Raw genomic sequence first — 22,805 nt, forward strand, 5'->3', positions numbered from 1 at the left:
GACCACTGGGCGGCGCACACGGATGCCCGCTCGCCGCGCACTGCCTCCCATCCGGACTTTAACCGTCGGTCCAGGAATTTCACCTGGTCAACCGGCCGCTGGAGGCGACCGGGTCGCGGACTGTAACCGCCGGTTCGGACTTTCACCGACCCCGGAGTGCGCTGCTACTGGTACAGGGCCAGTGTGCCACGCCTCATCGGCGTCCAGACCGGCGATGCGTGTGGGGTGCCTCACAGAACGTGTCATGTCCCTTCCCCAGCGCGACAGGGCCGCCCAACTTCCGCGCGGGGGTCCGGCCTTGACGGCTCGGCATTGGTACGCACCTATTGACGCTGTGGTCTAGTCCTTTCTAGGGTCGGCGCAACCCGCAACCCGCAACCCGCAACCCGCAGACCGGCCCGGCGGCGGTGACGACGGCCCTTGCCCGCCGTCGGGCCTTCCCACGCCCGCACCTCAGGACGGCGGAAGCGCCCGATCCCGAGGGCGGAAGAGTTCCTCCTGGGCGCGCTCCCGTGCCGTCAGCAGCGCGCCGCGCAGCACCGCGCCGCCGCCCAGAGTGGTCGAGCGCACCTCGGTGGGCAGGGGCGTCATCCGGGCGAGACGGTCCCGCACCCGCGCGGCGAGTGGCTCGCCCCCGGCCCGGCCGACCTCGCCGCCGAGCACCACGCACCCGGGGTCCAGGATCGCGACGACCGCCGCGAGGCCGACGGCGAGACGGTCGGCCAGGGCGTCGAGGAAACGGCCGGCGGAGGACTCGGGCGCCACCACGGCACCCCCCGCCTCCCGCACCCGGCCCACCGCCGCCTCCACCACACCGACGGCCGCCCGCACCACGCCCACCGCCGACGGCCCCTCCCCCCGCGCCGGTGACATCCCGTAGCGCGCCGCGAGGTCCACGACCGCGGCCGCCGAGGCCAGGGAGTGGAAGCCGCCGGCGCAGTCCGTCGCCGACGGCAGGGCCGCCGTGCCCGGGACGGGAAGGAAGCCGATCTCGCCGGTGCCGCCGGAGGCACCGCGCCGCAGCGCGCCGTCGAGGACCACGGCCGCTCCGGTGCCGTGGCCCAGCCAGAGCAGCACGAACGTGTCGCGGTCCCGGGCCGCTCCCTCGCGTTGTTCGGCCAGTGCGGCGAGGTTGGTCTCGTTCTCGACGCTGACGCGGGCCTCGGGCAGCCGCTCCTGGAGGGCGGCGACCAGGCGGCGGTGCCAGGCCGGCAGTCCGCCGGAGTCGCGGAGTTCGCCGCTGGCCGGGTCGATCAGGCCGGGCGCGCCGATGCCGACGGTGTGCAGCCGGTCGGCACCGGCCTCCTTCACCACGCGCTCGACCAGCGCGACCGCCTGCTCCACGGCCGGGCCCGTCCCCATGTCTCCGTCGATCGGCACCGAGGCCTCGGCCAGCACCCGGCCCACCAGGTCGGCGACGGCCACGGCGACGCCCTCGGTGCGCACGTCCAGGGCGGCGAGGTGCGCCCGGTCGGCGACGATGCCGTAGAGCTTGGCGTTGGGGCCGCGCCGCTGCTCGCCGGACTCGCCGACCACCGCGATCAGGCCGGCGGCCGTGAGGCGTTCGACGAGATCGGCGACGGTCGGCCGGGACAGGCCGGTCAGCTGCTTCAACCGCCCTGCCGTGAGCGGGCCTTCCTGCTGGAGCAGGCCCAGGGCGAGCCGGTCGTTGATGGCCCGGGCGGTGCTCGGGGATGCGGGCATGCCGGGATCCTCCCAGATCGGCGGGGCGCGCGGACGGCCTGACCGGATCGCCGGGGCGCACGGACGGGCCGACCGTTTGCCCTCTTATCTATCAGGCAGGGTTCCTGATAATTTACGCCCGCGCGACGTGCGCGAGGCAGAGACCTGGAGGGGGACCGCAGAATGGGCAACGTGGTCGACGATCTGCGCGAGGTGAAGCGGTCCCGGTACGCCGTGGCCGCCGTCTTCGCCGTGCACGGCGCCGTGACCGGCTCGTTCGCCACCCGCGTGCCGTGGATCCAGGACCACGCGGGCGTCAGCGCCGGGCAGTTGGGCATCGCCCTGGCCTTCCCCGCGCTCGGCGCGTCCGTCGCGATGCCGCTCGCCGGCAGCGTCAGTCACCGCTTCGGGGCCCGCAACGCGCTGCGCGGACTGATCGCGCTGTGGACGCTGTCGCTGGTCCTGCCCGCCCTCTCCCCCAACCTGCTCACGCTCTGCCTGGCCCTGTTCACCTACGGCGCGACGGCGGGCATGGCGGACGTCGCGATGAACGCGCTGGGGGTGGAGGTCGAGAACCGCCTCCACCGGTCGATCATGTCGGGCCTGCACGGCATGTGGAGTGCGGGCGCCCTGGTCGGCTCGGCGGCCGGCACGCTCGCCGCGCACCTCGGCTCGGACGCCCGGCTGCACCACGCCCTGGCCGCCGCGGTCCTCACCGTGATCGGCGTGCTGGCCTGCCGGTGGGTGCTCGACCTGCAGCCCGCCGAGGACGAGGAGCCGCCGCCGAGGTTCGCGCTGCCGCCCCGGTCGGCCCTGCTCATCGGCGCGATCGGGTTCTGCGCGGTCTTCGCGGAGGGCGCGAGCCTGGACTGGTCCGCGGTCTACCTGCGCGAGCAGCTGGAGACCTCGGCCGGTCTCGCGGCGGCGTGCACCACGGGCTTCACGCTCACCATGGCGGTCGCCCGGATCGCCGGCGACAAGATCGTGGACCGCTTCGGCGCGGTGCGGACCGTGCGGGTGAGCGGTGTGCTCGCCGTCCTCGGCGGACTGCTCATTGTGGTCGCCGAGCAGCCCGCCGTGGCCATGAGCGGATTCGCGCTGATGGGGCTGGGCATCGCGGTTGTCGTGCCGCTGTGCTTCGCGGCGGCGGGCCGCAGCGGCTCCAACCCGAGCCTGGCCATCGCGGGCGTCGCGACCATCACCTACACCTCGGGCCTGATCGCGCCGAGCGCGATCGGCATGCTGGCGCAGGCGACCAGCCTCATGGTGTCGTTCTGCCTGGTGACAGCGCTGTCGTGCGGCCTGGTGGCGTTCGCCGGTGTGCTCCGCCCCGGCGAACGGACGAAGATCGGCCGACGGGACGCGGTGGTTCCCGACCGGCGGCCCTGAAGCCGCCGCACGGCCTGGTACAGGGCCGGGCGCGCCCGACGCCCGCACCGTCGGCGACGCTCAGCCGTTCACCATGATCGGCGAGTCGGGTGGGCCGTCCCTCAACAAGGGCGGCAGCAGTTCCGGCAGCTCGGCCGGCCTCAGCACATCCGAGGTCGTGACCAGTTCCGCCGCGGTCCACCAGCGGTGCCCCGTGATCGCGGCCTTCTCGATCTCCTCGAACGCCGAGGTGTCGACCTCGAACGCATGCACCCGGGCCATGTAGTAACGCTGGCGAACCTCGTAGGCCACGCCGCCCCGGACCGTTGTCCACGGACGCCCTCGCCATATCTCCGGCCCCAGCGAGACATGCGTCAACCCGGTTTCCTCCCGCAACTCCCGCAGGGCTGCCTGTTCATGGCTCTCGCCCGGTAGAAGTCCGCCTCCAGGGGTGAACCAGCGGACGGAACCGTCGTCCTTGTTCCTGGCTGAGAACAGCAACAGCCGATCGGCGTCGTCCAGCAACACCACGCGCGCGCTCGGGCGCGGCACCAGCCTTCCCTCCGGCATCACCACCTCGTCAGGTTAGAGCCACGCCAGGCGACCGCCCACCGGAGGGGCGCCCGGGTCGGCACTGACGTGTGCGGAACACCTCCGGTCATCCCTGACAATGGTCCGGACATAAACAGTCCCACGACGAAAGCGACACCCGATGGATCTCGGCGTCCGCTGGAAAGTTCACGGCGACGGACGCAGCCCGGCGCCCGGCGCGGTGGTCCGCCCCGACGAGCGGCTCTCCTGGCCCCGTACGGCCGGGCTCGGCGCCCAGCACGTGGTGGCGATGTTCGGGGCGTCGTTCGTGGCCCCGGTCCTGATGGGCCTGGACCCGAACCTGGCGATCATGATGTCGGGTGTCGCCACCGTCGTGTTCCTGCTGGCCACCCGTGGCCGCGTGCCCAGCTACCTGGGCTGCTCGCTCTCGTTCGTCGGTGTGGCGGCGGTCATCCGCGCCCAGGGCGGCAGCAGTGCGACCGTGACCGGCGCGGTCTTCGTCGTCGGCGCCGCGCTGTTCCTGGTGGGGCTCGCCGTGCGGCGGTTCGGGGCGCGGATCATCCATGCCGCGATGCCGCCGATCGTGACCGGCGCGGTGGTGATGCTGATCGGCTTCAACCTCGCGCCGGTGACGGCCTCGACGTACTGGCCGCAGGACCAGTGGACGGCCCTGCTGGTGATGCTGTTCACCGGGCTCGCCGTGGTGTGCCTGCGCGGTTTCTGGTCCCGGATCGCCATCTTCCTGGGGCTGATCTTCGGCTACGGCGTCTCCTGGGTGTTCGACCAGGTCTTCGGCAAGATCCACTCGGTGGACGCGAGCGGCAGGCTGACCGACCACTGGCGTCTGGACCTGTCCGGCGTGGGCCAGGCCGACTGGATCGGACTGCCGACCCTGCACGGCCCGTCGTTCGAGTGGTCGGCGATCCTGGTCGCCCTGCCGGTCGTCATCGCGCTCGTCGCGGAGAACGCCGGGCACGTGAAGGCGGTCGGCGAGATGACCGGCGACCCGCTGGACGACAAGCTCGGCACGGCGATCGCGGCCGACGGCGTCGGCTCGATGCTGTCCACGGCGGTCGGCGGCCCGCCCAACACCACGTACTCCGAGAACATCGGCGTGATGGCCGCGACCCGCGTCTACTCGACGGCCGCCTACTGGGCCGCCGCCGGTTTCGCCCTGCTCTTCGGCGTCTGCCCGAAGTTCGGCGCGGTCGTCGCCGCGATCCCGGGCGGGGTGCTCGGCGGCATCACCGTCATCCTGTACGGCATGATCGGCCTGCTCGGCGCGCAGATCTGGATCAACGCCGGGGTGGACCTGCGCAATCCGCTGAACCTGGTCCCCGCGGCGGCGGGCATCATCATCGGCGTCGGCAACGTCACCCTGAAGTTCACGGACACGTTCTCGCTGAGCGGCATCGCCCTCGGCACGCTCGTCGTCATCACCGGCTACCACGCCCTGCGGGCCTTCGCCCCGGCCCACCTGAAGACGCAGCAGCCGCTGCTGGACGAGGGCACCAGCTCCTACGACGACGCCAAGTCGTAGGCGTAGGACGCCGTGAACGTCCCCGGGCGGCCCTTGCAGCCGTCCGACTCCCCCGGCAGCTTCACCCACAGGTAGGCGTCGATCCGGGGCTCGCCGGTGCCGAGGGTGGGTGTCCGGCCGAGCTTGCGGCCCGCCGGGTCGCACCACTGGCCGTCGGCCGGGGCGCCGTTGCCGTTGCGGCTGGTGTCGATGACGGCACCCAGGCTCGCCGGGCCGCCGAGGGCGTCCAGGACCCGCCGGTCGTAGGCGACCTCGTCGGCCGTGGTGTGGAAGTTGGAGACGTTGCTGAAGACGCCGTCGGAGGACTCGGGCGAGGCGGCACCGGCCTGCCGCAGCCACGCCGCCTGCTTGCCGGGCGCGTTCCACCCCGAGTGCCCCGCGTCGAAGTACACGCGGGCCCGGGGATTGGCGCCCTTCAGGACGCGTCCGGCCCGGGCCAGGGAGGCGAAGCGGTCCGCGCGCTCGCCCGCGGAGAGGCACTCGGCCTGGGCGACCGAGTCCGGCTCCAGGACGACGATGACCTCTCCGGAGCCCAGCCCGGCCGCGAACCGGTCGATCCACGCGTCGTAGGCGTCCAGGTCGGGGGCACCGCCCTGGGAGTGGCCGCCGCAGTCCCGGCCGGGGATCGCGTACGGCACGAGGACGGGCACCCGGCCCTGGGCGGCCGCGCCCGACGTGACCGCGGCGACCCGGGCGGTGAGCGTGTCCGGGGCGTACTCGGCGAACCAGACGGCGGCCGGCCGGTCGGCGATCCGGGACGCGATGACCGCGTGACGGGGATCGCCGGCATTGGCCCGGACCCAGTCCAGCACCTGGGAGTCCGGGTGGCGGTAGAGCCGTGTGGCCACCGTCGCGGTCCGCTCCCGCTTCGGCTCGGTCCTCGACGGCGACGGCGTGGAGCTCGGCGTCCTGCGCGGCGACGCGGAGGGCGAGGGCGAAGGGGACTCGGCGGCGGCTGTCGGGGACGCCGACGGCACGGCGGGCAGGGGCGCCAGGCGGGGCGAGGCGGACACCTCGGGGCGCCGGGCCTGGTCCGCGCCACGTCCGCCCTCGAACGCGGAGAGGACCCCCGCGACCGCACCGGCCGCGACCACGACGGAGGCCGCCACGACCATCGCGCCGCGCCGGGCGGCACGCCTGCGCTCGGCCCTGCGGGCGGCCAGGCGCTGGGCACGTAAGCCTGACACGGTGCTGCTCCCCCTCCCCCTGCGGCGGGCGGCGTTCCCCCGTTCCGGGGAAGCACCGGGCCCGCCGGTACTCCCGCCAGCCTAGAGCTGGGACTCTGCCCGCATGCCGCGATGCGAACAAGTCCCCCCAGCCGTGGACACACCGGTCGACGCCGTCATCTCCCGTATGCGCGCCCTCGGTGCGGCCCTGCACCCCCGGGACGGGGTGGCGGTCTTCAACCGCGTCTACCTGGCGGTGACACAGGCGGTGGACCGGCACGTCGACAGCGGGCGGTTCGCGGACCCGCGGGCCGCGATCACGCTGGACGTACGGTTCGCCGAGCGGTACCTGCACGCCGTCGAGGCGGCGGCGCGGGACCGGCGCGCACCGGCCTGCTGGCGGCCGCTGTTCCAGCTCCGCCGCCATCCCGGGGTACGCCCGTTGCAGTTCGCGCTGGCGGGCATCAACGCGCACATCGGGCACGATCTCGCGCTGGCCGTCGTGGACACCTGCCGTACGCTCGACTGCGCTCCCACCGACCTGGAGGACGAGTTCGACGCGGTGGGAGATCTCCTCGTCTCGCTGGAGGAGCGCATCCGCGAAGATCTGATGCCGGGCCCCGATCTCCTCCAGATCGCCGACCCGCTGACCCACCTGCTCGGCTCCTGGAGCCTGGAGCGGGCCCGCGACGCGGCCTGGACGGCGTCCCGCGCCCTGTGGGCCCTGCGCGGACTCCCCGACATCGCCGGGGAGTTCACGGAACACCTGGACACGGCGGTGGGCCTGGCGGGACGCATGCTGCTCACACCGTTGCGGGGGTGATCCAACTCGGCGCCGCAGACGTCGACTTGGGGGCGCGGCCCTGGTGACAGGATCGTTCACTACGCTGTGCGCGCATGGTCGGATTACGCGCGTGGGCGACTCGCCGGCGCAGCTCGGTACTCCTGGTCCTCGACGCCCTGGGCGGCGTTTCCTGGGTGGCGCTCGGGCTCCTGCTCGCCGTCGCCTGGGGGAGTTTCGTCGGGTTCGCCACGCGAGGCTGGAACGAGGACCGGCCCGGTGGTGACGCGATGGCACCGGCGCCCCCGTACGACGCCTTCGAGGAGATCGAGCAGGCGCGTCGCCGGCTCTTCGACGCCACGGTCGTGCACACGAACCCGCGAGCCCTGAGGCTGGTGGCGGACGCTCCGCCGCGCCGGTTCCGGGTGGAGATCCGGGGCGCCCGGCCCCGGCCCGCTCCCGGCGAGTCCCACACGGTCGTCAGAGCGGGTACGCAGATGGGCGTGAAGCTGCACTGCACCGGTGCCGGTGTGCGGTGCACGCCCCTGTCGTCGGAACGACAGTACGTCCTGACCCGCGAGGACGTCGCCGTCTGGGTGTGGGAGGTGCAGGCCGAGCGTGCGGGGACATTCGGCATCGCGCTCACGATCACCTCCTACCTCCGCGACAGCGACTCGGTGCTGGCGGAGAAGCTGTCTCCGGCCTGGACGGTGCGGGCGGTGGAGCCGCCCGAGGACGACGACTGGCTCACCTGGGCCAGGGACCTGTGGCGGCGGGTGGCCGACGCGATCACCGGCCTGGGCGGACTCGCCGTGTCCGTGAGCGCCATCGCCGCGGTGGCCGCGATGGTCGTCCGCCGCAGGCTTCCGGCCCTCGGCCCGGAGGACGAGGATGCCGTCGAGTCCGTAGGCGGTGCCGTCCCGGACCCGCGGCCACGACCGGTGCGGCGGGTCCGGTCGCGTCCAGGGCGGGCCGTCGCGGCGCGGAACCTGCGGTACGCCAGGCGGATCAGGCCCCGGGCCGGGCCGCGGACGTGACGGCCTGGCCGTGCGGCCCGGCCGTGGGACCCGGCCATACGGCCCGGGCGCCCGGTCAGTCCTCCGGATCAGTCCTCCGGCAGCTCCACCGGCGCGATCTCGTCGTACACGTCGCCCGGGCCCGGGTTGGTCGGGTCGGTCGTGCCGCCGAGGTGGTGCATGACGCCCCAGACCGCGTTGAGGGCGGTCTGGATCGCGCCCTCGGCCCAGCCGGCCGTCCAGGAGATGTCGTCGCCGGCGAGGAAGATGCCGCGCTTGTCCTCGGGCAGCCGGTCCTGCATGAAGTGCGTGAACAGGCGCCGCTGGTAGCGGTAGTGGCCGGGCAGGTTCGCCTTGAACGCGCCCATGAAGTAGGGCTCGTTCTCCCAGGAGACCGTCACCGGGTTGCCGATGATGTGCCCCCGGATGTCGACCTTGGGATAGATCTCGCCGAGCGACTTCAGCATGACCTCCATCCGCTCGTTCGCGGACAGCGGCAGCCACTTCAGGCTGTCGTCGCACCAGGTGTACGACAGGCAGATCACGGCGGGCTTGTCCGGGCCGTCGTCGAGGAGGTAGGTGCCGCGGGTCATGCGGTCGGTGAGCGTCATCGACATGACGTCCCGGCCGGTCTCCTCGTCCTTGTCCAGCCAGAACGGCCGGTCCACCGGCACGAACAGCTTGGAACTCTCCATGTAGTGGGTGCGCTCGATGGCCGTCCAGTGGTCGATCGGGAAGAGCGAGTCGTCGCAGTCGATCTTCGACAGCAGCATCCAGGACTGGGCGGTGAAGATCGCCGCCTGGTAGGTGCGGATGTCGCCGCGGGCGTCGGTCACCGTGATGCGGTTGCCGGCCGTGCGGTGCAGCCGGGTCACCGCCGGGCGGGGCTCGCGGCCCTCGTGCAGGCTCGCCAGCGAGGTCCCCTGCGCCCAGTGGACGATCTTCTGCGGCTCGCGCTCCCACAGGCGCAGCGGCAGCTGCTGCGAGCCGCCGACGATGCCGCGGTGGTGGTCGTCGGCCTCGGTGTAGACGACCCGCAGGATCTCCAGGATGGAGTTCGGGAAGTCGGTGTCCCAGCCGCCGGTGCCGAAGCCGACCTGGCCGAAGATCTCCCGGTGCCGGAACGACTTGAACGCCTCGGAGTCGCACAGGAAGCCGTAGAAGGTCTGGTTGTCGAGCTTCTCGACGAGCCGGGACCAGATCTCACGGATGCGCGGGACGTCCCGCTCGCGCAGGGCGCGGTTCATGTCGGAGAAGTCGGCGCCCTCCTCCAGGCAGCGATTCCAGGCCTCGGCGACGTCCCGGTAGACCTGGGGCAGGTCGTCGATGGTCTCGGCGTAGTGCGACTCGCCCTTGAGGTCGACGACGGTCGACGGGGTCGCCTCGGCCAGCGGGTTGGGGAACGGCCGGGTCTCCAGGCCCACCAGGTCGATGTAGTGCTGCAGGGCCGTGGAGGACGGCGGGAAGCGCATGGCGCCCATCTCGGCGGTGAGGGAGTCGTCGCACCCGTCGAAGCCGACCGTGCGCAGCCGCCCGCCGATCCGGTCGGCCTCGTAGACGACCGGCTTGAGGCCCATCTTCATGAGCTCGTACGCGGCGACGATGCCGGACAGGCCGCCGCCGATGACCGCGACCTCCGTGCCGTGCTCGGTCGCGGGTATCTGGCCGAGGCCCGCCGGGTGGGCGAGGAAGTCGTCGTAGGCGTACGGGAAGTCCGGGCCGAACATGGTGATCGGCGGCTGCTGCGCGTCTGCGTGCTCGACGGCGTTGGGCACGGTGGACGTCATGGGGTACGGACTCCTTGCACGAAGTGACGGGGGAAGCTCAGGGGGTTGTCAGACCAGCGACCCGTACAGGCCGGGGCGCCGGTCCCGCAGATACGGGTTGTTCTCGCGCGACGCGGCGAGGAAGGCCGGGTCGACGTCGGCCAGGACGAGGTCCTCGCCCCGCCCGGCCCGGGTCCGGGCGATGCCGTCGGGCCCGGCGAGCGTGGACAGGCCCACGAACTCGAACTCGCCCTCGCGGCCGGCCCGGTTGACGTACGCGACGTACATCTGGCTCTCGAAGGCCCGCACCGGGATCATCGACTCGGCGACGAACTGGAACGGGTGCATCTGCGCGGTCGGGACGACCAGCAGGTCCGTGCCGGCGAGGGCGTGGGCGCGGACGTTCTCCGGGAACTCCACGTCGTAGCAGATGAGGATCCCGACGCGCAGTCCGTCGATCTCCGCCTGGACGACCTGCCGCTCCCCGGGCGTGAAGTGGTCGCGCTCGAAGCAGCCGAAGAGGTGGGTCTTGCGGTAGTTCGCGAGCCGGGTGCCGTCGGCGGAGATCAGCTGGGCGGAGTTGAACACCGTCTCGCCGGCCCGCTCGGGGTAGCCGTAGGCGATCGCCAGGCCGTGGCGCGTCGCGATCTCGGCGATCGCGTCCGCGCAGTCGCCGTCGGCGGGCTCGGCGAGCCGGCCGATGTCGTCGCCGATCGCGTACCCGGTCAGGAACATCTCCGCCGTGATCAGCAGCCCGGCGCCCGCGGCGGCGGCCCGGCCCGCGGCCTCGTCGAGGACCTTGAGGTTCTCGACGGTCGAGCCGGGTCGGCCGGAGCTCTGGAGCAGGGCGGTGCGCATGCGTGTTCCTCACCGGTACGCGGGGGTTTCGGGGGCCTGATAGACGGTACGGTCGGCGGCTTCCGCCGGACAAGGAGCAGCCGTTGCGCGTCCGTGAGCGGATCATTGCGTCCGTCGGCGGGTCGGCGGCGATTCGTTGCGGGTATGGTCCGGTCCTCCCCCGGGGGCAGGTGGAGCGGTGGTTCCCCGCCGGGCGGCGGAGGCGGGGTCCCGTCTGCGGTGCGATGTGGCGGGGGGCCGGTCCCGGGAGAGTGGTGAGCGTTCGGAACACAGCGATCACCTGCGGAAAGGACCGCCATGAACCGCCGTACGAAGACCGCCGTGCTCGGTGCCGCGTTACTGCTCTGTGCCACCGCCGCGGCGGGCGCGGCCACCGCCTCCGCCCCCGAGGAGGGGCAGCGCGAGGCCGGCGCCACCGCTCCCGGCGGGGGGCAGCGCGAGGCCGCCGCCCTCACCGGGAAGGCCAAGCTGTACCGGTCGGCCGGGGACGACATCACCTTCTCCTTCGACGCGCACCTGGCGCCCGAGCACCGGCTCGACCCGATGAAGGCCACCGGCACCTTCGAGTGGAGCCACTACCTGAACGGCAAGGGCGCCTGGGCGAAGGCGAAGGTGGACTGTCTGGTCACCGGCGGAAAGGTGGCCGTCGTCTCCGGTGTCATCACCTCCTCCGACCTGCCCGGTGCGAAGGGCAAGCGCGTCGGCATCACCGTGCAGGACATCGGCCGGCACGACCGGCTCGGCTACAGCTGGGCCACGACCGGCACCCCGGTCGCCACGAAGGACCTGCCCAAGTGCGTCAGCTCGGCGCCCTTCGAGAAGGTCCAGAAGGGCACCGGCGACTTCGCGGTCACTCCTTGGCAGCCTCCGCTCTAGCGGGTGCGGGCCCGGCCGCCAGCAGCAGGGCGGTCACCAGGTACGGCACCGCGCACCACGCGAAGGCGGTGCCGTGCCCCGCCGCCGTGCCGAGCACCGCGTAGCCGCCGTACACGGCGATGGTCGCCAGGTCGGTGCCCAGCCCGGCGACCGAGGTGAGGGTGGCCCGGCCCGGGTCGTCGATGCGCCGCTGGAGCCGTGCGTCGGCCAGTACGGTCGCCGCCTGGAACCCGCCGAAGGCGATCGCCACCAGGGCGATGCCGGCCGGGGTGCCCGAGCCGGCGCCCAGGGCCAGGGCGACGGCCGCGCCCGCGAGCAGCGCCGCGAGGCCCCGCGGGCCCAGGCGTTCGCCCGCCCCGGCCAGCAGGCCACCGGCGGTGGCGCCCGCCCAGATCAGCAGGAGCAGGCAGGGCACGAGCGCGTCGGACACGCCGGTGTCGCGCACCAGCAGCGGCGTGTACTCGTCCAGGGCGCCCCAGACGGCGGTGACGGCCGGGACGAGCAGCAGCGCGCCGCGTACGGACCGGTCGGCCCGGGCCACGGCGAGCCCGGCCCTCAGGGTCGCGGTCCAGCCGTCGTGCCCGGCCGCCGGGGTGCGGTGTTCAGGGAAGCGGGTGGCCGTCGCCGCGCCCAGCAGGCACACCAGCACGCTCGCGGCACCGACGGCGGTGTGGCCGCCCCGGGCCATGACCGGTCCGGCCAGGGCCATCGCCGCCATGGTGGCGACCAGCCCGGCCGCGCGGGCCCGGCCCATGACGTGGGCGTAGCGGCCGGCCGCGCCGAGCCGCTCCAGTTCGTCGTAGACCAGTGCCTCACGCGCGCCGGAGACCAGGGCGCCGCCGGCGCCCCACAGCACGAAGCCGAACGCGAAGGCGCCGTACGACGGCAGGAGCGTCCACAGGGCGAAGCCGGCCGCGGTGAGCAGCGGGCCCAGGCAGAGCAGCAGCCGGCGGGAGGAGGCGTCGGCCCAGGCGCCGGAGGGGACCTCCAGGGCCACGCCGGTGACCGACCAGAGGACGAACAGGGAGGAGATCTGCCAGACCGACAGGCCGGTGTCGCTGAACAGCAGCGCGTACACCGGGTAGAGCAGGACGAAGTCTTCGAGGAACGCGTAGCCGTACAGCGTGCTCGTCAGCCGGCGGACACCGGTCGCGGGCACGGGTGAGAGAGTCATGAGGCCTTCCCGAGGGGGCGGTTCGGACACCGGACGTGCGGGACGTACGGCGGCCGAGGCGGTCCTCGGGAGGCACTGCGGGTGGATCAATGTCGCCAGGTCATGGCACCGATGGTAGGCCGGTGCGGCGGATCGCGCCGCCGGGTTGTGCGGTCGGTGCCGGCGTTGCGCGGGCGATCCCGGCGTTACCGTCCCCGCATCACGTCGGCGACCCCGACGAAAAGCGCCGCAGCAGCGGCGAGAGCACCAGCACGGATTTGGTCCGCTCGACGAACGGCTCCCCGGCGATCCGCTCCAGGACCCGTTCGAAGTGCCGCATGTCGGAGGCGAAGACCTGGGCGATCGCGTCCGCGTCCCCGGTGACGGTGGACGCGGCCACGACCTCCTGGTAGCGCTCCAGGCCCCGCTGGATGGTCTCCGGGGAGGTGTTGCCGCGGCAGTAGATCTCGACGAACCCCTCGGTCTCCCAGCCGAGGGCGCCCGGGTCCACGCGTACGGTGAAGCCGGTGATGGCTCCGGTGGCCCGCAGCCGGTCCACGCGCCGTTTCACGGCGGGCGCGGACAGGCCGACGATGTGGCCGATGTCGGCGTAGGAGCGACGGGCGTCCTCGGCGAGGGCGTGCACGATGCGTTCGTCGAGATCGTTCAGCACTGTGGGTAGTTCACTTCTCGGATGGTGCGAGTCGGGAACGGCGGTAGCCGTACACGAAGTAGAACACGAGCCCGGCGGCCATCCAGACACCGAAGACCACCCAGGTCACGGTCGACAGGCTGCCCATCATCCAGATGCAGAAGCCGAAGCCGAGCGCGGGCAGGACCGGCGAGAGCGGCACGCGGAAGGTGCGGGGCATGTCCGGCCGGATCCGGCGCAGCACCACGACGGCCACGTTGACCAGCGCGAAGGCGAACAGGGTGCCGATGCTGGTGGCGTCGGCGAGCTGCCCGAGCGGGATCGCGGCGGCCAGGACACCGCAGAACAGGGAGACGATCAGCGTGTTGGCGCGGGGCGTGCCGGTCTTCGGGTGGACCTTGGCGAACACCTTGGGCACCAGCCCGTCGCGGGACATGGCGAACAGGACGCGGGTCTGGCCGTAGAGCACGGTCAGGACGACGCTCGCGATGGCGATGACCGCGCAGAACGCCAGCAGGGTGCCCCAGAACGTCTGCCCGGTGACCTCGCGCATGATCTGGGCGAGGGCGGCCTCGGAGTCGGTGAAGTTCTCCCAGGGCTTGGCGCCGACGGCGACGGCCGCCACGAGGACGTAGAGCGCGGTGACGATGACCAGCGACAGCATGATCGCGCGCGGCAGGTCGCGCTGCGCGTTCTTCGCCTCCTCGCCGGCCGTGGAGGCGGCGTCGAAGCCGATGTAGGAGAAGAACAGCGTGGCACCGGCGGCGCTGACCCCGGCCATGCCGAGCGGCATGAAGTTCTCGTAGTTGCCGGAGCGGAAGCCCTGCACGCCGATGGCGCAGAACAGCACCAGCGCGCCGATCTTCACGATGACCATCACGGTGTTGGCGCGGGCGGACTCGCGGGCACCGCCCAGCAGGAACGCCATCGCGAGGAGCACGACGATCAGCGCGGGCAGGTTGAAGACGCCGCCGTCACCGGGCGGCGCGGACAGGGCGGCCGGGATGGTGACGCCTATGGTCCCGTCGAGCAGCTCGTTGAGGTACTCGCCCCAGCCGACCGCGACGGCGGCGACCGACACGCCGTACTCCAGGACCAGGCACCAGCCGCAGACCCAGGCGATCAGCTCGCCCATCGTTGCGTACGCATACGAGTACGAGGAGCCGGAGACGGGGATGGTGCCGGCCAGCTCGGCGTAGGACAGGGCCGAGAAGAGGGCGGTGAGGCCCGCGATGACGAAGGAGAGCGTGACGGCCGGGCCCGCCTTCGGGACGGCCTCGCCGAGGACGACGAAGATGCCGGTGCCGAGGGTGGCACCGATGCTGATCATGGTGAGCTGCCACAGCCCGAGAGTGCGCCGCAGCGACCCTCCCTCGCCCTGGCCACCCTCTGCGACCAGGCGTTCCACGGGCTTGCGGCGCATGAGGCGCGCGCCGAAGCCCGGGGACGAGGGGGTGGCCGTCTGGCCTGGGTTCTGCGGGGGTGCGCCTTGGTCGAGCACGCGCTGGCTCCTTCATCGCTGCCGGTCAGGGCGGCAGGGACCGCAGGCACCCTTGAGCAGGGACCCGCCGAGCGGAGTCCCCGCCACGCCACGTACGAGGCGACAGCCTACGAGGAACGGCGTTGCTGTCGAAATGCAGCAACCTTGCGTGTACACGCAAGATCATTGCGTGCATGCGGGCTGACCGGAGGTTCGTTGCACCGCCGTTTTCGACTGTTGCGCGAGCAGACGCGTACGGCCCCCGCTTCTCCCTGCGGGGCAGGTCGAACGGGGGCCGTACGAAAGGGCGTTGGGCGGGCGTGGGCCGGGTCAGCTCCAGCTGGCGTGCAGCGGCTTGCCCTCGGCGTAGCCGGCGGCGCTCTGGATGCCGACGATGGCCTTCTCGGCGAACTCCTCCAGGGAGCCGGCGCCGGCGTAGGTGCAGGAGGAGCGGACGCCCGCGATGATCGAGTCGATCAGGTCCTCCACGCCGGGGCGGGCCGGGTCGAGGAACATGCGCGAGGTGGAGATGCCCTCCTCGAACAGGGCCTTGCGGGCCCGGTCGTACGCCGACTCCTCCGAGGTGCGGTTGCGCACGGCACGGGCGGAGGCCATGCCGAACGACTCCTTGTATGCGCGGCCCTGCGCGTCGTGCTGGAGGTCGCCCGGGGACTCGTAGGTGCCCGCGAACCAGGAGCCGATCATCACGTTGGACGCGCCGGCCGCGAGGGCCATGGCCACGTCGCGGGGGTGGCGGACGCCGCCGTCGGCCCACACGTGCTTGCCGTACTTCCTCGCCTCGGCGGCGCACTCCAGGACGGCGGAGAACTGCGGCCGGCCGACGCCGGTCATCATGCGCGTGGTGCACATGGCGCCCGGTCCGACACCGACCTTGACGATGTCGGCGCCCGCCTCGATGAGGTCGCGCACGCCCGCCGCGGCGACCACGTTGCCCGCGACGATCGGCACCTGCGGGTCGAGGTCGCGCACCAGCTTCAGGGCGCTGATCATCGACTCCTGGTGGCCGTGCGCGGTGTCGATGACGAGCGTGTCGACGCCCGCGTCCAGCAGCTGCTGGGCCTTGCCCGCGACGTCGCCGTTGATGCCGACGGCGGCGGCGATCCGCAGCCGTCCCCGCGCGTCGGTGGCCGGCTTGTACAGCGTGGCGCGCAGGGCTCCCTTGCGGGTGAGGATGCCGGCGAGCGTGCCGTCCCCGTTGACCGCGGGGGCGTAGCGGCGGTTGGCGTGGTCGAGCGTGTCGAAGGCCTCGCCCGGGTCCATGTCCGCGTCGATGAGCAGCAGGTCCCGGGACATCACCTCGGAGAGCTGCGTGAAGCGGTCGACGCCGGACAGGTCGGAGTCGGTGACCACGCCGACCGGCTTGTGGTCCTCGTCGACGACGACGCCGGCGTTGTGCGCCCGCTTGGGCAGCAGGGCCAGGGCGTCCGCGACCGTCTGGTGCGGGGACAGGATGATCGGGGTGTCCAGCACCAGATGGCGGCTCTTCACCCAGGAGACGACGTCGGTGACCACGTCGATCGGGATGTCCTGCGGTATCACCACCAGGCCGCCGCGGCGGGCCACGGTCTCGGCCATGCGGCGCCCGGCGATGGCGGTCATGTTGGCGACGACGAGCGGGATGGTGGTGCCCGTGCCGTCCGGGGCGCTGAGGTCGACGCCCTGCCGCGAGCCGACCGCGGAGCGGCTCGGCACCATGAAGACGTCGTCGTACGTCAGGTCGTACCCGGGCTGGATGTCATTGAGGAAACGCACGTGCTGCACATCCCAGTCGATCAGAGGTGACCCCCCGACCGGCCGGCCAGGGGGAAAAGAGCACGTACTTCATTCTCCCATGCCGGGTGCGCGGATAGCCCCCAGCAGATCATCCAGGCTGGTCAGGGGGCCGTTCGGAGGATTCTCCAAGGCCGAGGGTGACGAAGAGGCCGGGGCCCCGGTCCGTCGCCTCGGCGAAGATCTCCTCGGCGACCTGCCACTCCTCGGGCCGCGCCTCGGCGTACGCCCGCCAGCCCCGGACGACGACCAGCAGCCCCCGGTCCTCGGCGCCCTCGGGCCAGAGGGCGGGGTCGGCCAGGCAGTCGGCGAGAGCGTCCCAGTTGCGGCCGAACCACTCGGGCAGGGGCAGGTCACGGGCGCAGCGGTCCATGAGGCCCGCCTTGTCCGTGACCCCTTCGAGGTCCAGGACGACCACGATCCGGCCCGCCGGGTCGTGCACCCCGTGCGTCTGACCGACCACGCGTCAGACTCCGTCCGGGTCGGCGCGGTTGAGCGCGGACTTCGGGGCCGGGCCCGCCGTCATGAGGTAGTCCGCGGCCGACGTGTCCGTCACCAGGCTGGTGACGAGCCCGGAGCGCAGCACCGCGTCGATGGCGGGCCCCTTGCGCTGCCCGCCCGCGATCGCGACGACCTCGGGGATGCGGCGGAGCTGGTCGGCCTTGACGGTGATGCACCGCTCGCCCAGGTCCCGGCCGACCCGGCGGCCGTCGGAGTCGAAGAGGTGCGCGGACATCTCGGCGGCGACACCGAGGGAGGCGTAGTGGGCGCGCTCCTCCTCGGTCAGCATGTCGTGCACCGTGGAGATGCCCGGCTCCCAGGACCCGATGGAGACGCAGGCGACGGTGACCTTGTCGAAGTGCTCGAAGGCCCGGGCGATGCCCGTCTGGTTGCGCAGCGCCGTGGCCGTGGCCGCGTCGGGCAGCAGCATCGGCGCGTAGATGGGGTGGGCGTCCCCGCCGGACACCTGGGCGGCCCGGCGGACGGCCTCGACCGAGCCGCGCTCGGCGGTCCCGGCGTCGTAGACACCCGTCAGCTGCACCACCGTGCAGGGCGGCAGCCGGTCGAGCGCCGCCGCCATGTGGATGGTGGAGCGGCCCCAGGCCAGGCCCAGCACATCACCTTCGTTGACCAGTTCGCCGAGCAGGTCGGCGGCCACCTCTCCCAGGTTCTCGGGGTCGGGCGTCTCCTCGGCCTCGGCCGGGGACTCGACCACGACGGCGTGCCTGAGGCCGTAGCGGGCGCGGAGCGCGTCCGAGCGCTCGGCGTCCAGCTCGGCGGGCACGCGGATCTCGATGCGTACGAGATCCCGTTCGAGGGCGGTCTCCAGGACCCGGGCCACCTTGAAGCGGCTGACGCCGAACTCCTCGGCGATCTGGATCTTGGACTTGCCCTCGAGGTAGAAGCGGCGGGCCATGGCCGCCGCCTGCACCAGCTCAGCGGGTCCCATCCGCATGGCTGACCGGCCCGCCGACATACCCGACACGGCGATCTCCTCACTGCTGTTCACACTCTGGATTCGCCGTTCATCCTTGCAGATCCGGCGCGGATGATCAGCCCTGATGAGAGCCGTTCACTTTGCTGTGGCTCAGTGGTCGCAGGCCCAGGAGGCCTTCGCCGTCGTCGCCTCCGCCTGGGTGCGTAGTGCACGTACCGCCTCTGCCGGGTCGTTTGCCCCGTAGACCGCCGATCCGGCCACGAAGACGTCGGCTCCGGCGTCGGCGCACCGCTCGATCGTGGAAGCGGAAACTCCGCCGTCGACCTGGAGCCAGAGCTCCAGTCCGTGCTTGCTGATCAACTCGCGGGTACGGCGGATCTTCGGAAGCATGATGTCGAGGAAGGCCTGTCCCCCGAAGCCCGGTTCGACCGTCATGATCAGCAGCATGTCGAGCTCGGGGAGCAGGTCCTCGTACGGCTCGATGGGGGTCGCGGGCTTCAGGGCCATGGAGGCCCGGGCGCCCTTGGCGCGGATCTCCCGGGCGAGCCGGACCGGGGCGGCGGCCGCCTCGACGTGGAAGGTGACGGAACCGGCCCCCGCTTCCACGTACTGGGGCGCCCACCGATCGGGGGCCTCGATCATCAGATGGCAGTCCAGCGGAGTGTCCGTCGCACGGGCGAGCGACTCTACGACCGGCACGCCGAGCGTGAGGTTCGGGACGAAATGGTTGTCCATGACGTCGACGTGGAGCCAGTCGGCTCCCTCCACGGCCTTCGCCTCGTCCGCGAGGCGGGCGAAGTCGGCGGAGAGGATGCTGGGGTTGATCTGCACGGCCATGCACTAAGCCTGCCATGCCCTCCGGGGGTTGTGGGCATCGGTCCCGGGTCGCTGAGGGGGTTGCCATGAAACAGGGCGTCGCGCATCTCGTCTGCGGGCGGCGGGCCAAGTGGCTGGTGCTGGTGCTGTGGGTGGTGGTGCTGGTCGTCGCGGCGCCGGTCGCCATGAAGCTGACCGACGCCCAGGACAACGACGCGGCGTCCTGGCTGCCGGGTTCCGCCGAGTCGACGCAGGTCCTGCAGGAGTCGGAGGACTTCCGGCCGGAGCAGATCCCCGCCGTGGTGATCTACGCGCGGGAGAGCGGCCTGACGGCGCGGGACCGGGCGGAGATCGCCGAGGACGTCACGCAGCTCAAGCAGCTGCGTGACCACGGCATCATCGGTGAGCAGACCCGGGGCCCGGTGTTCGACCGGCAGGCCGATCCGCGGGCGGCGCAGGTGTTCGTGCCGATCACGATGGACGAGAAGGGCTGGGAGCGGATCTCGCCCGCCGTCGACTCCATCCGGGACGACGTCGGGGAGGGCGACGGCGGGCCGGCCGTGCACATCACCGGCCCCGGCGGCACGTCCGCGGACTTCGCGGAGGGCTTCGAGGGCATCGACTCGACCCTGCTGTTCTCGGCGATGGCCGTCGTCATCGTCATGCTGCTGATCACCTACCGCAGCCTGACCCTGCTGCTGGTGCCCCTGGTCGCGGTGGTCTGCGCGCTGTTCGCCTCCCAGGCGCTCATCTACCTGCTTGCCGAGCACGCGGGCCTGACGGTCAACGGCCAGAGCGCCGGCATCCTCACGGTGCTCGTGTTCGGCGCGGGGACGGACTACGCCCTGCTCCTGGTCGCCCGCTACCGGGAGGAGCTGCGCCGGCACGAGGACCGGCACGAGGCGATGGCACTGGCGCTGCACCGCGCCGGCCCGGCGGTGCTGGCCTCCGGCGCGACGGTCGTGCTGAGCATGCTGGTGCTGCTGACCGCCGAGATGAACTCGACGAGCGGCCTGGGACCGGTCGCCGCGATCGGCGTCGCCGTCGCCCTGCTGGCGATGATGACCCTGTTCCCAGCCCTCCTGGTGATCTTCGGCCGGTGGATCTTCTGGCCGGTGATCCCGCGCCTCGGCTCCCCCGAGCCGACCGAGCGCGGCATGTGGGCGCGCATGGGCCGCCGCATCGCCCACCGGCCGCGGATGACCTGGGCCGTGACGGCACTGGTCCTGGCGGTCTGCTCACTGGGTCTGATCCAGCTGCGCGCGGAGGGCATCGGCAACGCGGACGCGTTCACCGGGAAACCGGACTCGATCACCGGCCAGGAGGTGTCGGCACGCTACTTCCCGGCGGGCAGCGGCGATCCCCTGGTCATCGTCAGCAACCAGGCGCAGGCCGAGCGGGTGGGCCGCGCGGTCGCCGCCACGCCGGGCGTGGTCCCGCAGTCCCTCGGGCTGCCGCCCGGCACGAAACCGGCCTTCGAGGGCAGGGTGCTGTTCGAGGCCACCATGACCGCCCCGGCGGACAGCGAGGCCGCCAAGCAGACGGTGGAGCGGGTCCGGGACGCGGTGCACGCGGTGCCGGACGCCGACGCCCGGGTGGGCGGCGGTACGGCGGCCCTGCTGGACATGGACGAGGCGACCACGCACGACAACGTGCTGATCATCCCGCTGGTGCTGGTGGTCGTGCTGCTGATCCTGTGCGTGCTGCTGCGCGCCCTGATCGCCCCACTGCTGCTGATCGGGACGGTGATCCTGTCGTTCGCGGCGGCGCTCGGCATCAGCGCGCTCGCCTTCCGGTACGTCTTCGACTACGCGGGCGAGACGACGGACTTCCCGCTGTTCGTGTTCGTCTTCCTGGTGGCGCTGGGCATCGACTACAACATCTTCCTCACCACACGTATCCGCGAGGAGGCGATCCGCCAGGGCACCAGACCGGGCGTGGTCACCGGGCTGGCCGCCACCGGCGCGGTCATCACCTCGGCGGGCCTGGTCCTGGCCGGCACCTTCGCCGCCCTCGGCACCCTCCCGATGGTCGCCTTCGCCGAGATCGGCTTCGCGGTCGCCCTCGGCGTGCTCCTGGACACCTTCGTGGTGCGCTCGGTCCTGGTGACGTCGCTGTTCCTGGACGTGGGCCCGAAGGTGTGGTGGCCGCACCGGCTGGCGCGCGAGGACGGGGGCGCGGCGCCCCGGGAGAGCGTCGCGGCGGGGGTCAGCCGGTCCGGCGAATGAGCGCCAGGTACATCGCGTCGGTCCCGTGCAGATGCGGCCACAGCTGCACGTCGGGCCCGTCACCCAGGTCCGGTACGCCGGGCAGCAGCGGCCGGGCGTCGAGGAGGTCGCTGTCCGGGTACTGCTTGAGGACGTCGGCGACGACGGCCCGGGTCTCGGCCAGGTGCGGCGAGCAGGTCGCGTAGCCGACGACACCGCCGACCCGGACCGACTCCAGGGCGGTCCGCAGCAGGCCGCGCTGGAGCGGCGCGAAGCCCTCCAGGTCCTCCGGCCGGCGTCGCCAGCGCGCCTCGGGACGGCGCCGCAGGGCACCGAGCCCGGTGCACGGCACGTCGACCAGCACCCGGTCGAAGCTGCCCGGCCGCCAGGCCGGACGGGTCCCGTCCGCGGCGATCACCTGGTACGGCCCCGGGTTGCCCTCCAGCGCGCGGGCCACGAGCCCGGCACGGTGGGTCTGCTTCTCCGAGGCGACGAGGGCGGCGCCCCGCTGCGCCGCGAGCGCGCCGAGCAGCGCGGCCTTGCCTCCGGGGCCCGCGCACCCGTCCAGCCACCGCCGGTCGGGCCCGTCCAGGGGCGCGTTGGCGAGGGCGATCGCCACGAGCTGGCTGCCCTCGTCCTGCACGCCCGCACGCCCGTCCCGCACGGCCTCGATGGCGCCCGGCTCACCGCCCTCGGCCAGCCGCACGGCGTACGGCGACCAGTGCCCGGCCACGGCGGCGTCCTCCCCGAGCAGTTCCTCGGTGCTCGCCCTGCCGGGCCGGGCCACCAGGGTCACCTCGGGCCGCTCGTTGTCGGCGCGCAGCAGCTCCTCGATGCCGGCGCGCCCGCCGCCGAGGGAGTCCCACAGCGCGGACACGACCCAGCGCGGGTGCGAGTGGACCACGGCGAGATGGTCCTCGGGGTCCTCGTCGTAGGGCGGCGCGACGCGCTCCAGCCAGCCGTCCAGATCGTCCTGGGCGACCTTGCGCAGCACGGCGTTGACGAACTTGGCCCGCCCGTCGCCCAGTACGACCCGGGCGAGCTCGACGGTGGCGGACACGGCCGCGTGGGTGGGGATGCGCGTCCCGAGCAGTTGGTGCGCGCCGAGGCTCAGCACGTCCAGCACCGGCGGATCGACCTCGCCGAGCGGCCGGTCGACACACCGCGCGAGGACCGCGTCGTAGGTGCCCTGCCGCCGCAGCGTGCCGTACACCAGCTCGGTGGCGAGCGCCGCGTCGCGGGCGTCGAACGCCTCGGGGCCCTCCTTCTCCCGCGCCTTGCGCAGCAGCGGCGGCAGCACGAGGTTGGCGTAGGCGTCCCGCTCGTCCACGGCCCTCAGCGCCTCGAAGGCGAGGATGCGGACGGGGTCCTTCTTGGGCCGACGGTAGGGCTTGCCGGACGGGCGGGGCCGACGGGGCTGGTCGCTCACGAAAAAGGTGCTCCGGGTGTGAGATGAAGTGCGCCCTCCAGCCTACGCCGCGACACGGTGCGAGCCGGGGCCAGGTGGGCGGGACGGCAGGACACGCGGGATGGGGCGGGCCGGGTCGGCCGGCTGCCCCGGGGTGCGGCGAGCCGCGTCGGCCGCTGCCCCCGGACGGGCTGGGACGAGTCGCATCGGCCAGCTACCCCCGGGGCGGGACGAGTCGCATCGGCCAGCTACCC

General features: G+C 72.7%; 19 protein-coding genes and 1 riboswitch. Of the genes, 6 read left to right on the forward strand and 13 right to left on the reverse strand.

Features of this window, described 5'->3' with window-relative positions; all coding sequences use genetic code 11:
- Window positions 1–33: 33 nt before the first annotated feature.
- Window positions 34–164, reverse strand: a riboswitch (FMN riboswitch).
- A 289-nt stretch (window positions 165–453) separates the two neighbouring features.
- Window positions 454–1,704, reverse strand: a complete 1,251-nt coding sequence (locus ABZ948_RS14205; protein ID WP_359759295.1) for an ROK family transcriptional regulator — start codon at window positions 1,702–1,704, stop codon at window positions 454–456.
- Window positions 1,705–1,866: 162 nt separating this feature from the next.
- Here ABZ948_RS14205 and ABZ948_RS14210 point away from each other — a divergent pair, with 162 nt between their 5' ends.
- Window positions 1,867–3,072, forward strand: coding sequence for an MFS transporter (locus tag ABZ948_RS14210; RefSeq protein ID WP_359759297.1), 1,206 nt, complete (start codon window positions 1,867–1,869; stop codon window positions 3,070–3,072).
- A gap of 60 nt (window positions 3,073–3,132) precedes the next feature.
- Here the strand turns inward: ABZ948_RS14210 and ABZ948_RS14215 are convergent, their stop codons facing one another.
- A complete protein-coding gene (locus tag ABZ948_RS14215) occupies window positions 3,133–3,621 on the reverse strand; it encodes an NUDIX hydrolase (protein ID WP_359759395.1) in 489 nt (162 codons plus the stop codon).
- Between the two features lie 142 nt (window positions 3,622–3,763).
- On the opposite strand from ABZ948_RS14215, the gene ABZ948_RS14220 reads away from it, so the two are divergent.
- Window positions 3,764–5,143, forward strand: a complete 1,380-nt coding sequence (locus tag ABZ948_RS14220; protein WP_359759299.1) for a uracil-xanthine permease family protein — start codon at window positions 3,764–3,766, stop codon at window positions 5,141–5,143.
- Here the strand turns inward: ABZ948_RS14220 and ABZ948_RS14225 are convergent.
- Entirely contained in the window at window positions 5,122–6,258 is a 1,137-nt protein-coding gene (locus ABZ948_RS14225) for a glycoside hydrolase family 6 protein (protein ID WP_359759397.1), read from the reverse strand. The two genes, ABZ948_RS14220 and ABZ948_RS14225, sit on opposite strands and share 22 nt — an antisense overlap.
- A 175-nt stretch (window positions 6,259–6,433) precedes the next feature.
- Here ABZ948_RS14225 and ABZ948_RS14230 point away from each other — a divergent pair, with 175 nt between their 5' ends.
- Entirely contained in the window at window positions 6,434–7,132 is a 699-nt protein-coding gene (locus ABZ948_RS14230; RefSeq protein ID WP_359759301.1) for a DUF5995 family protein, read from the forward strand.
- A gap of 74 nt (window positions 7,133–7,206) precedes the next feature.
- Window positions 7,207–8,127 carry a hypothetical protein gene (locus tag ABZ948_RS14235; protein ID WP_359759303.1) on the forward strand — a complete coding sequence of 307 codons (921 nt, stop codon included), beginning with the start codon at window positions 7,207–7,209 and terminating at the stop codon, window positions 8,125–8,127.
- Between the two features lie 68 nt (window positions 8,128–8,195).
- On the opposite strand, the gene ABZ948_RS14240 is transcribed toward ABZ948_RS14235, so the two are convergent.
- Together ABZ948_RS14240 and ABZ948_RS14245 are read right to left on the reverse strand one after the other, a co-directional pair.
- Window positions 8,196–9,893 carry a flavin monoamine oxidase family protein gene (locus tag ABZ948_RS14240; protein WP_359759304.1) on the reverse strand — a complete coding sequence of 566 codons (1,698 nt, stop codon included), beginning with the start codon at window positions 9,891–9,893 and terminating at the stop codon, window positions 8,196–8,198.
- A 48-nt stretch (window positions 9,894–9,941) separates the two neighbouring features.
- Complete coding sequence (locus ABZ948_RS14245; protein WP_359759306.1) at window positions 9,942–10,730, reverse strand: carbon-nitrogen hydrolase family protein; 789 nt, start codon at window positions 10,728–10,730, stop codon at window positions 9,942–9,944.
- A gap of 297 nt (window positions 10,731–11,027) precedes the next feature.
- On the opposite strand from ABZ948_RS14245, the gene ABZ948_RS14250 reads away from it, so the two are divergent.
- Window positions 11,028–11,606 (forward strand): Repetin, encoded by a 579-nt coding sequence (locus ABZ948_RS14250; protein WP_359759308.1) that lies wholly within the window; start codon window positions 11,028–11,030, stop codon window positions 11,604–11,606.
- Here ABZ948_RS14250 and ABZ948_RS14255 read toward each other — a convergent pair.
- The 7 genes from ABZ948_RS14255 to rpe all read right to left on the reverse strand — a co-directional run bounded on the left by ABZ948_RS14255 (window position 11,581) and on the right by rpe (window position 18,957).
- Window positions 11,581–12,780 (reverse strand): MFS transporter, encoded by a 1,200-nt coding sequence (locus tag ABZ948_RS14255; RefSeq protein ID WP_359759310.1) that lies wholly within the window; start codon window positions 12,778–12,780, stop codon window positions 11,581–11,583. The genes ABZ948_RS14250 and ABZ948_RS14255 overlap by 26 nt on opposite strands.
- A 199-nt stretch (window positions 12,781–12,979) precedes the next feature.
- Entirely contained in the window at window positions 12,980–13,432 is a 453-nt protein-coding gene (locus tag ABZ948_RS14260) for an Lrp/AsnC family transcriptional regulator (RefSeq protein ID WP_190051937.1), read from the reverse strand.
- 10 nt (window positions 13,433–13,442) lie between these two features.
- Window positions 13,443–14,912: an amino acid permease gene (locus ABZ948_RS14265; protein ID WP_359759312.1), complete on the reverse strand. Its 1,470-nt coding sequence runs from the start codon at window positions 14,910–14,912 to the stop codon at window positions 13,443–13,445.
- Window positions 14,913–15,221: 309 nt separating this feature from the next.
- The gene (locus ABZ948_RS14270; RefSeq protein WP_359759314.1) at window positions 15,222–16,664 is read right to left on the reverse strand and encodes a GuaB1 family IMP dehydrogenase-related protein; all 1,443 of its coding nucleotides are present in this window, start codon (window positions 16,662–16,664) and stop codon (window positions 15,222–15,224) included.
- 109 nt (window positions 16,665–16,773) lie between these two features.
- Window positions 16,774–17,145: a barstar family protein gene (locus ABZ948_RS14275; protein WP_359759316.1), complete on the reverse strand. Its 372-nt coding sequence runs from the start codon at window positions 17,143–17,145 to the stop codon at window positions 16,774–16,776.
- A gap of 3 nt (window positions 17,146–17,148) precedes the next feature.
- Window positions 17,149–18,192 (reverse strand): sugar-binding transcriptional regulator, encoded by a 1,044-nt coding sequence (locus tag ABZ948_RS14280; protein WP_359759318.1) that lies wholly within the window; start codon window positions 18,190–18,192, stop codon window positions 17,149–17,151.
- A 78-nt stretch (window positions 18,193–18,270) separates the two neighbouring features.
- Complete coding sequence (rpe, locus tag ABZ948_RS14285) at window positions 18,271–18,957, reverse strand: ribulose-phosphate 3-epimerase (RefSeq protein WP_037769158.1); 687 nt, start codon at window positions 18,955–18,957, stop codon at window positions 18,271–18,273.
- A gap of 65 nt (window positions 18,958–19,022) precedes the next feature.
- On the opposite strand from rpe, the gene ABZ948_RS14290 reads away from it, so the two are divergent.
- Window positions 19,023–21,164, forward strand: a complete 2,142-nt coding sequence (locus ABZ948_RS14290; RefSeq protein WP_359759320.1) for an MMPL family transporter — start codon at window positions 19,023–19,025, stop codon at window positions 21,162–21,164.
- On the opposite strand, the gene ABZ948_RS14295 is transcribed toward ABZ948_RS14290, so the two are convergent.
- Complete coding sequence (locus ABZ948_RS14295; RefSeq protein ID WP_359759322.1) at window positions 21,145–22,572, reverse strand: RsmB/NOP family class I SAM-dependent RNA methyltransferase; 1,428 nt, start codon at window positions 22,570–22,572, stop codon at window positions 21,145–21,147. The genes ABZ948_RS14290 and ABZ948_RS14295 overlap by 20 nt on opposite strands.
- Between the last annotated feature and the right edge of the window lie 233 nt (window positions 22,573–22,805).

Origin of the sequence: Streptomyces olindensis, assembly GCF_040645895.1 — a bacterium.
GTDB lineage: Bacteria > Actinomycetota > Actinomycetes > Streptomycetales > Streptomycetaceae > Streptomyces > Streptomyces olindensis.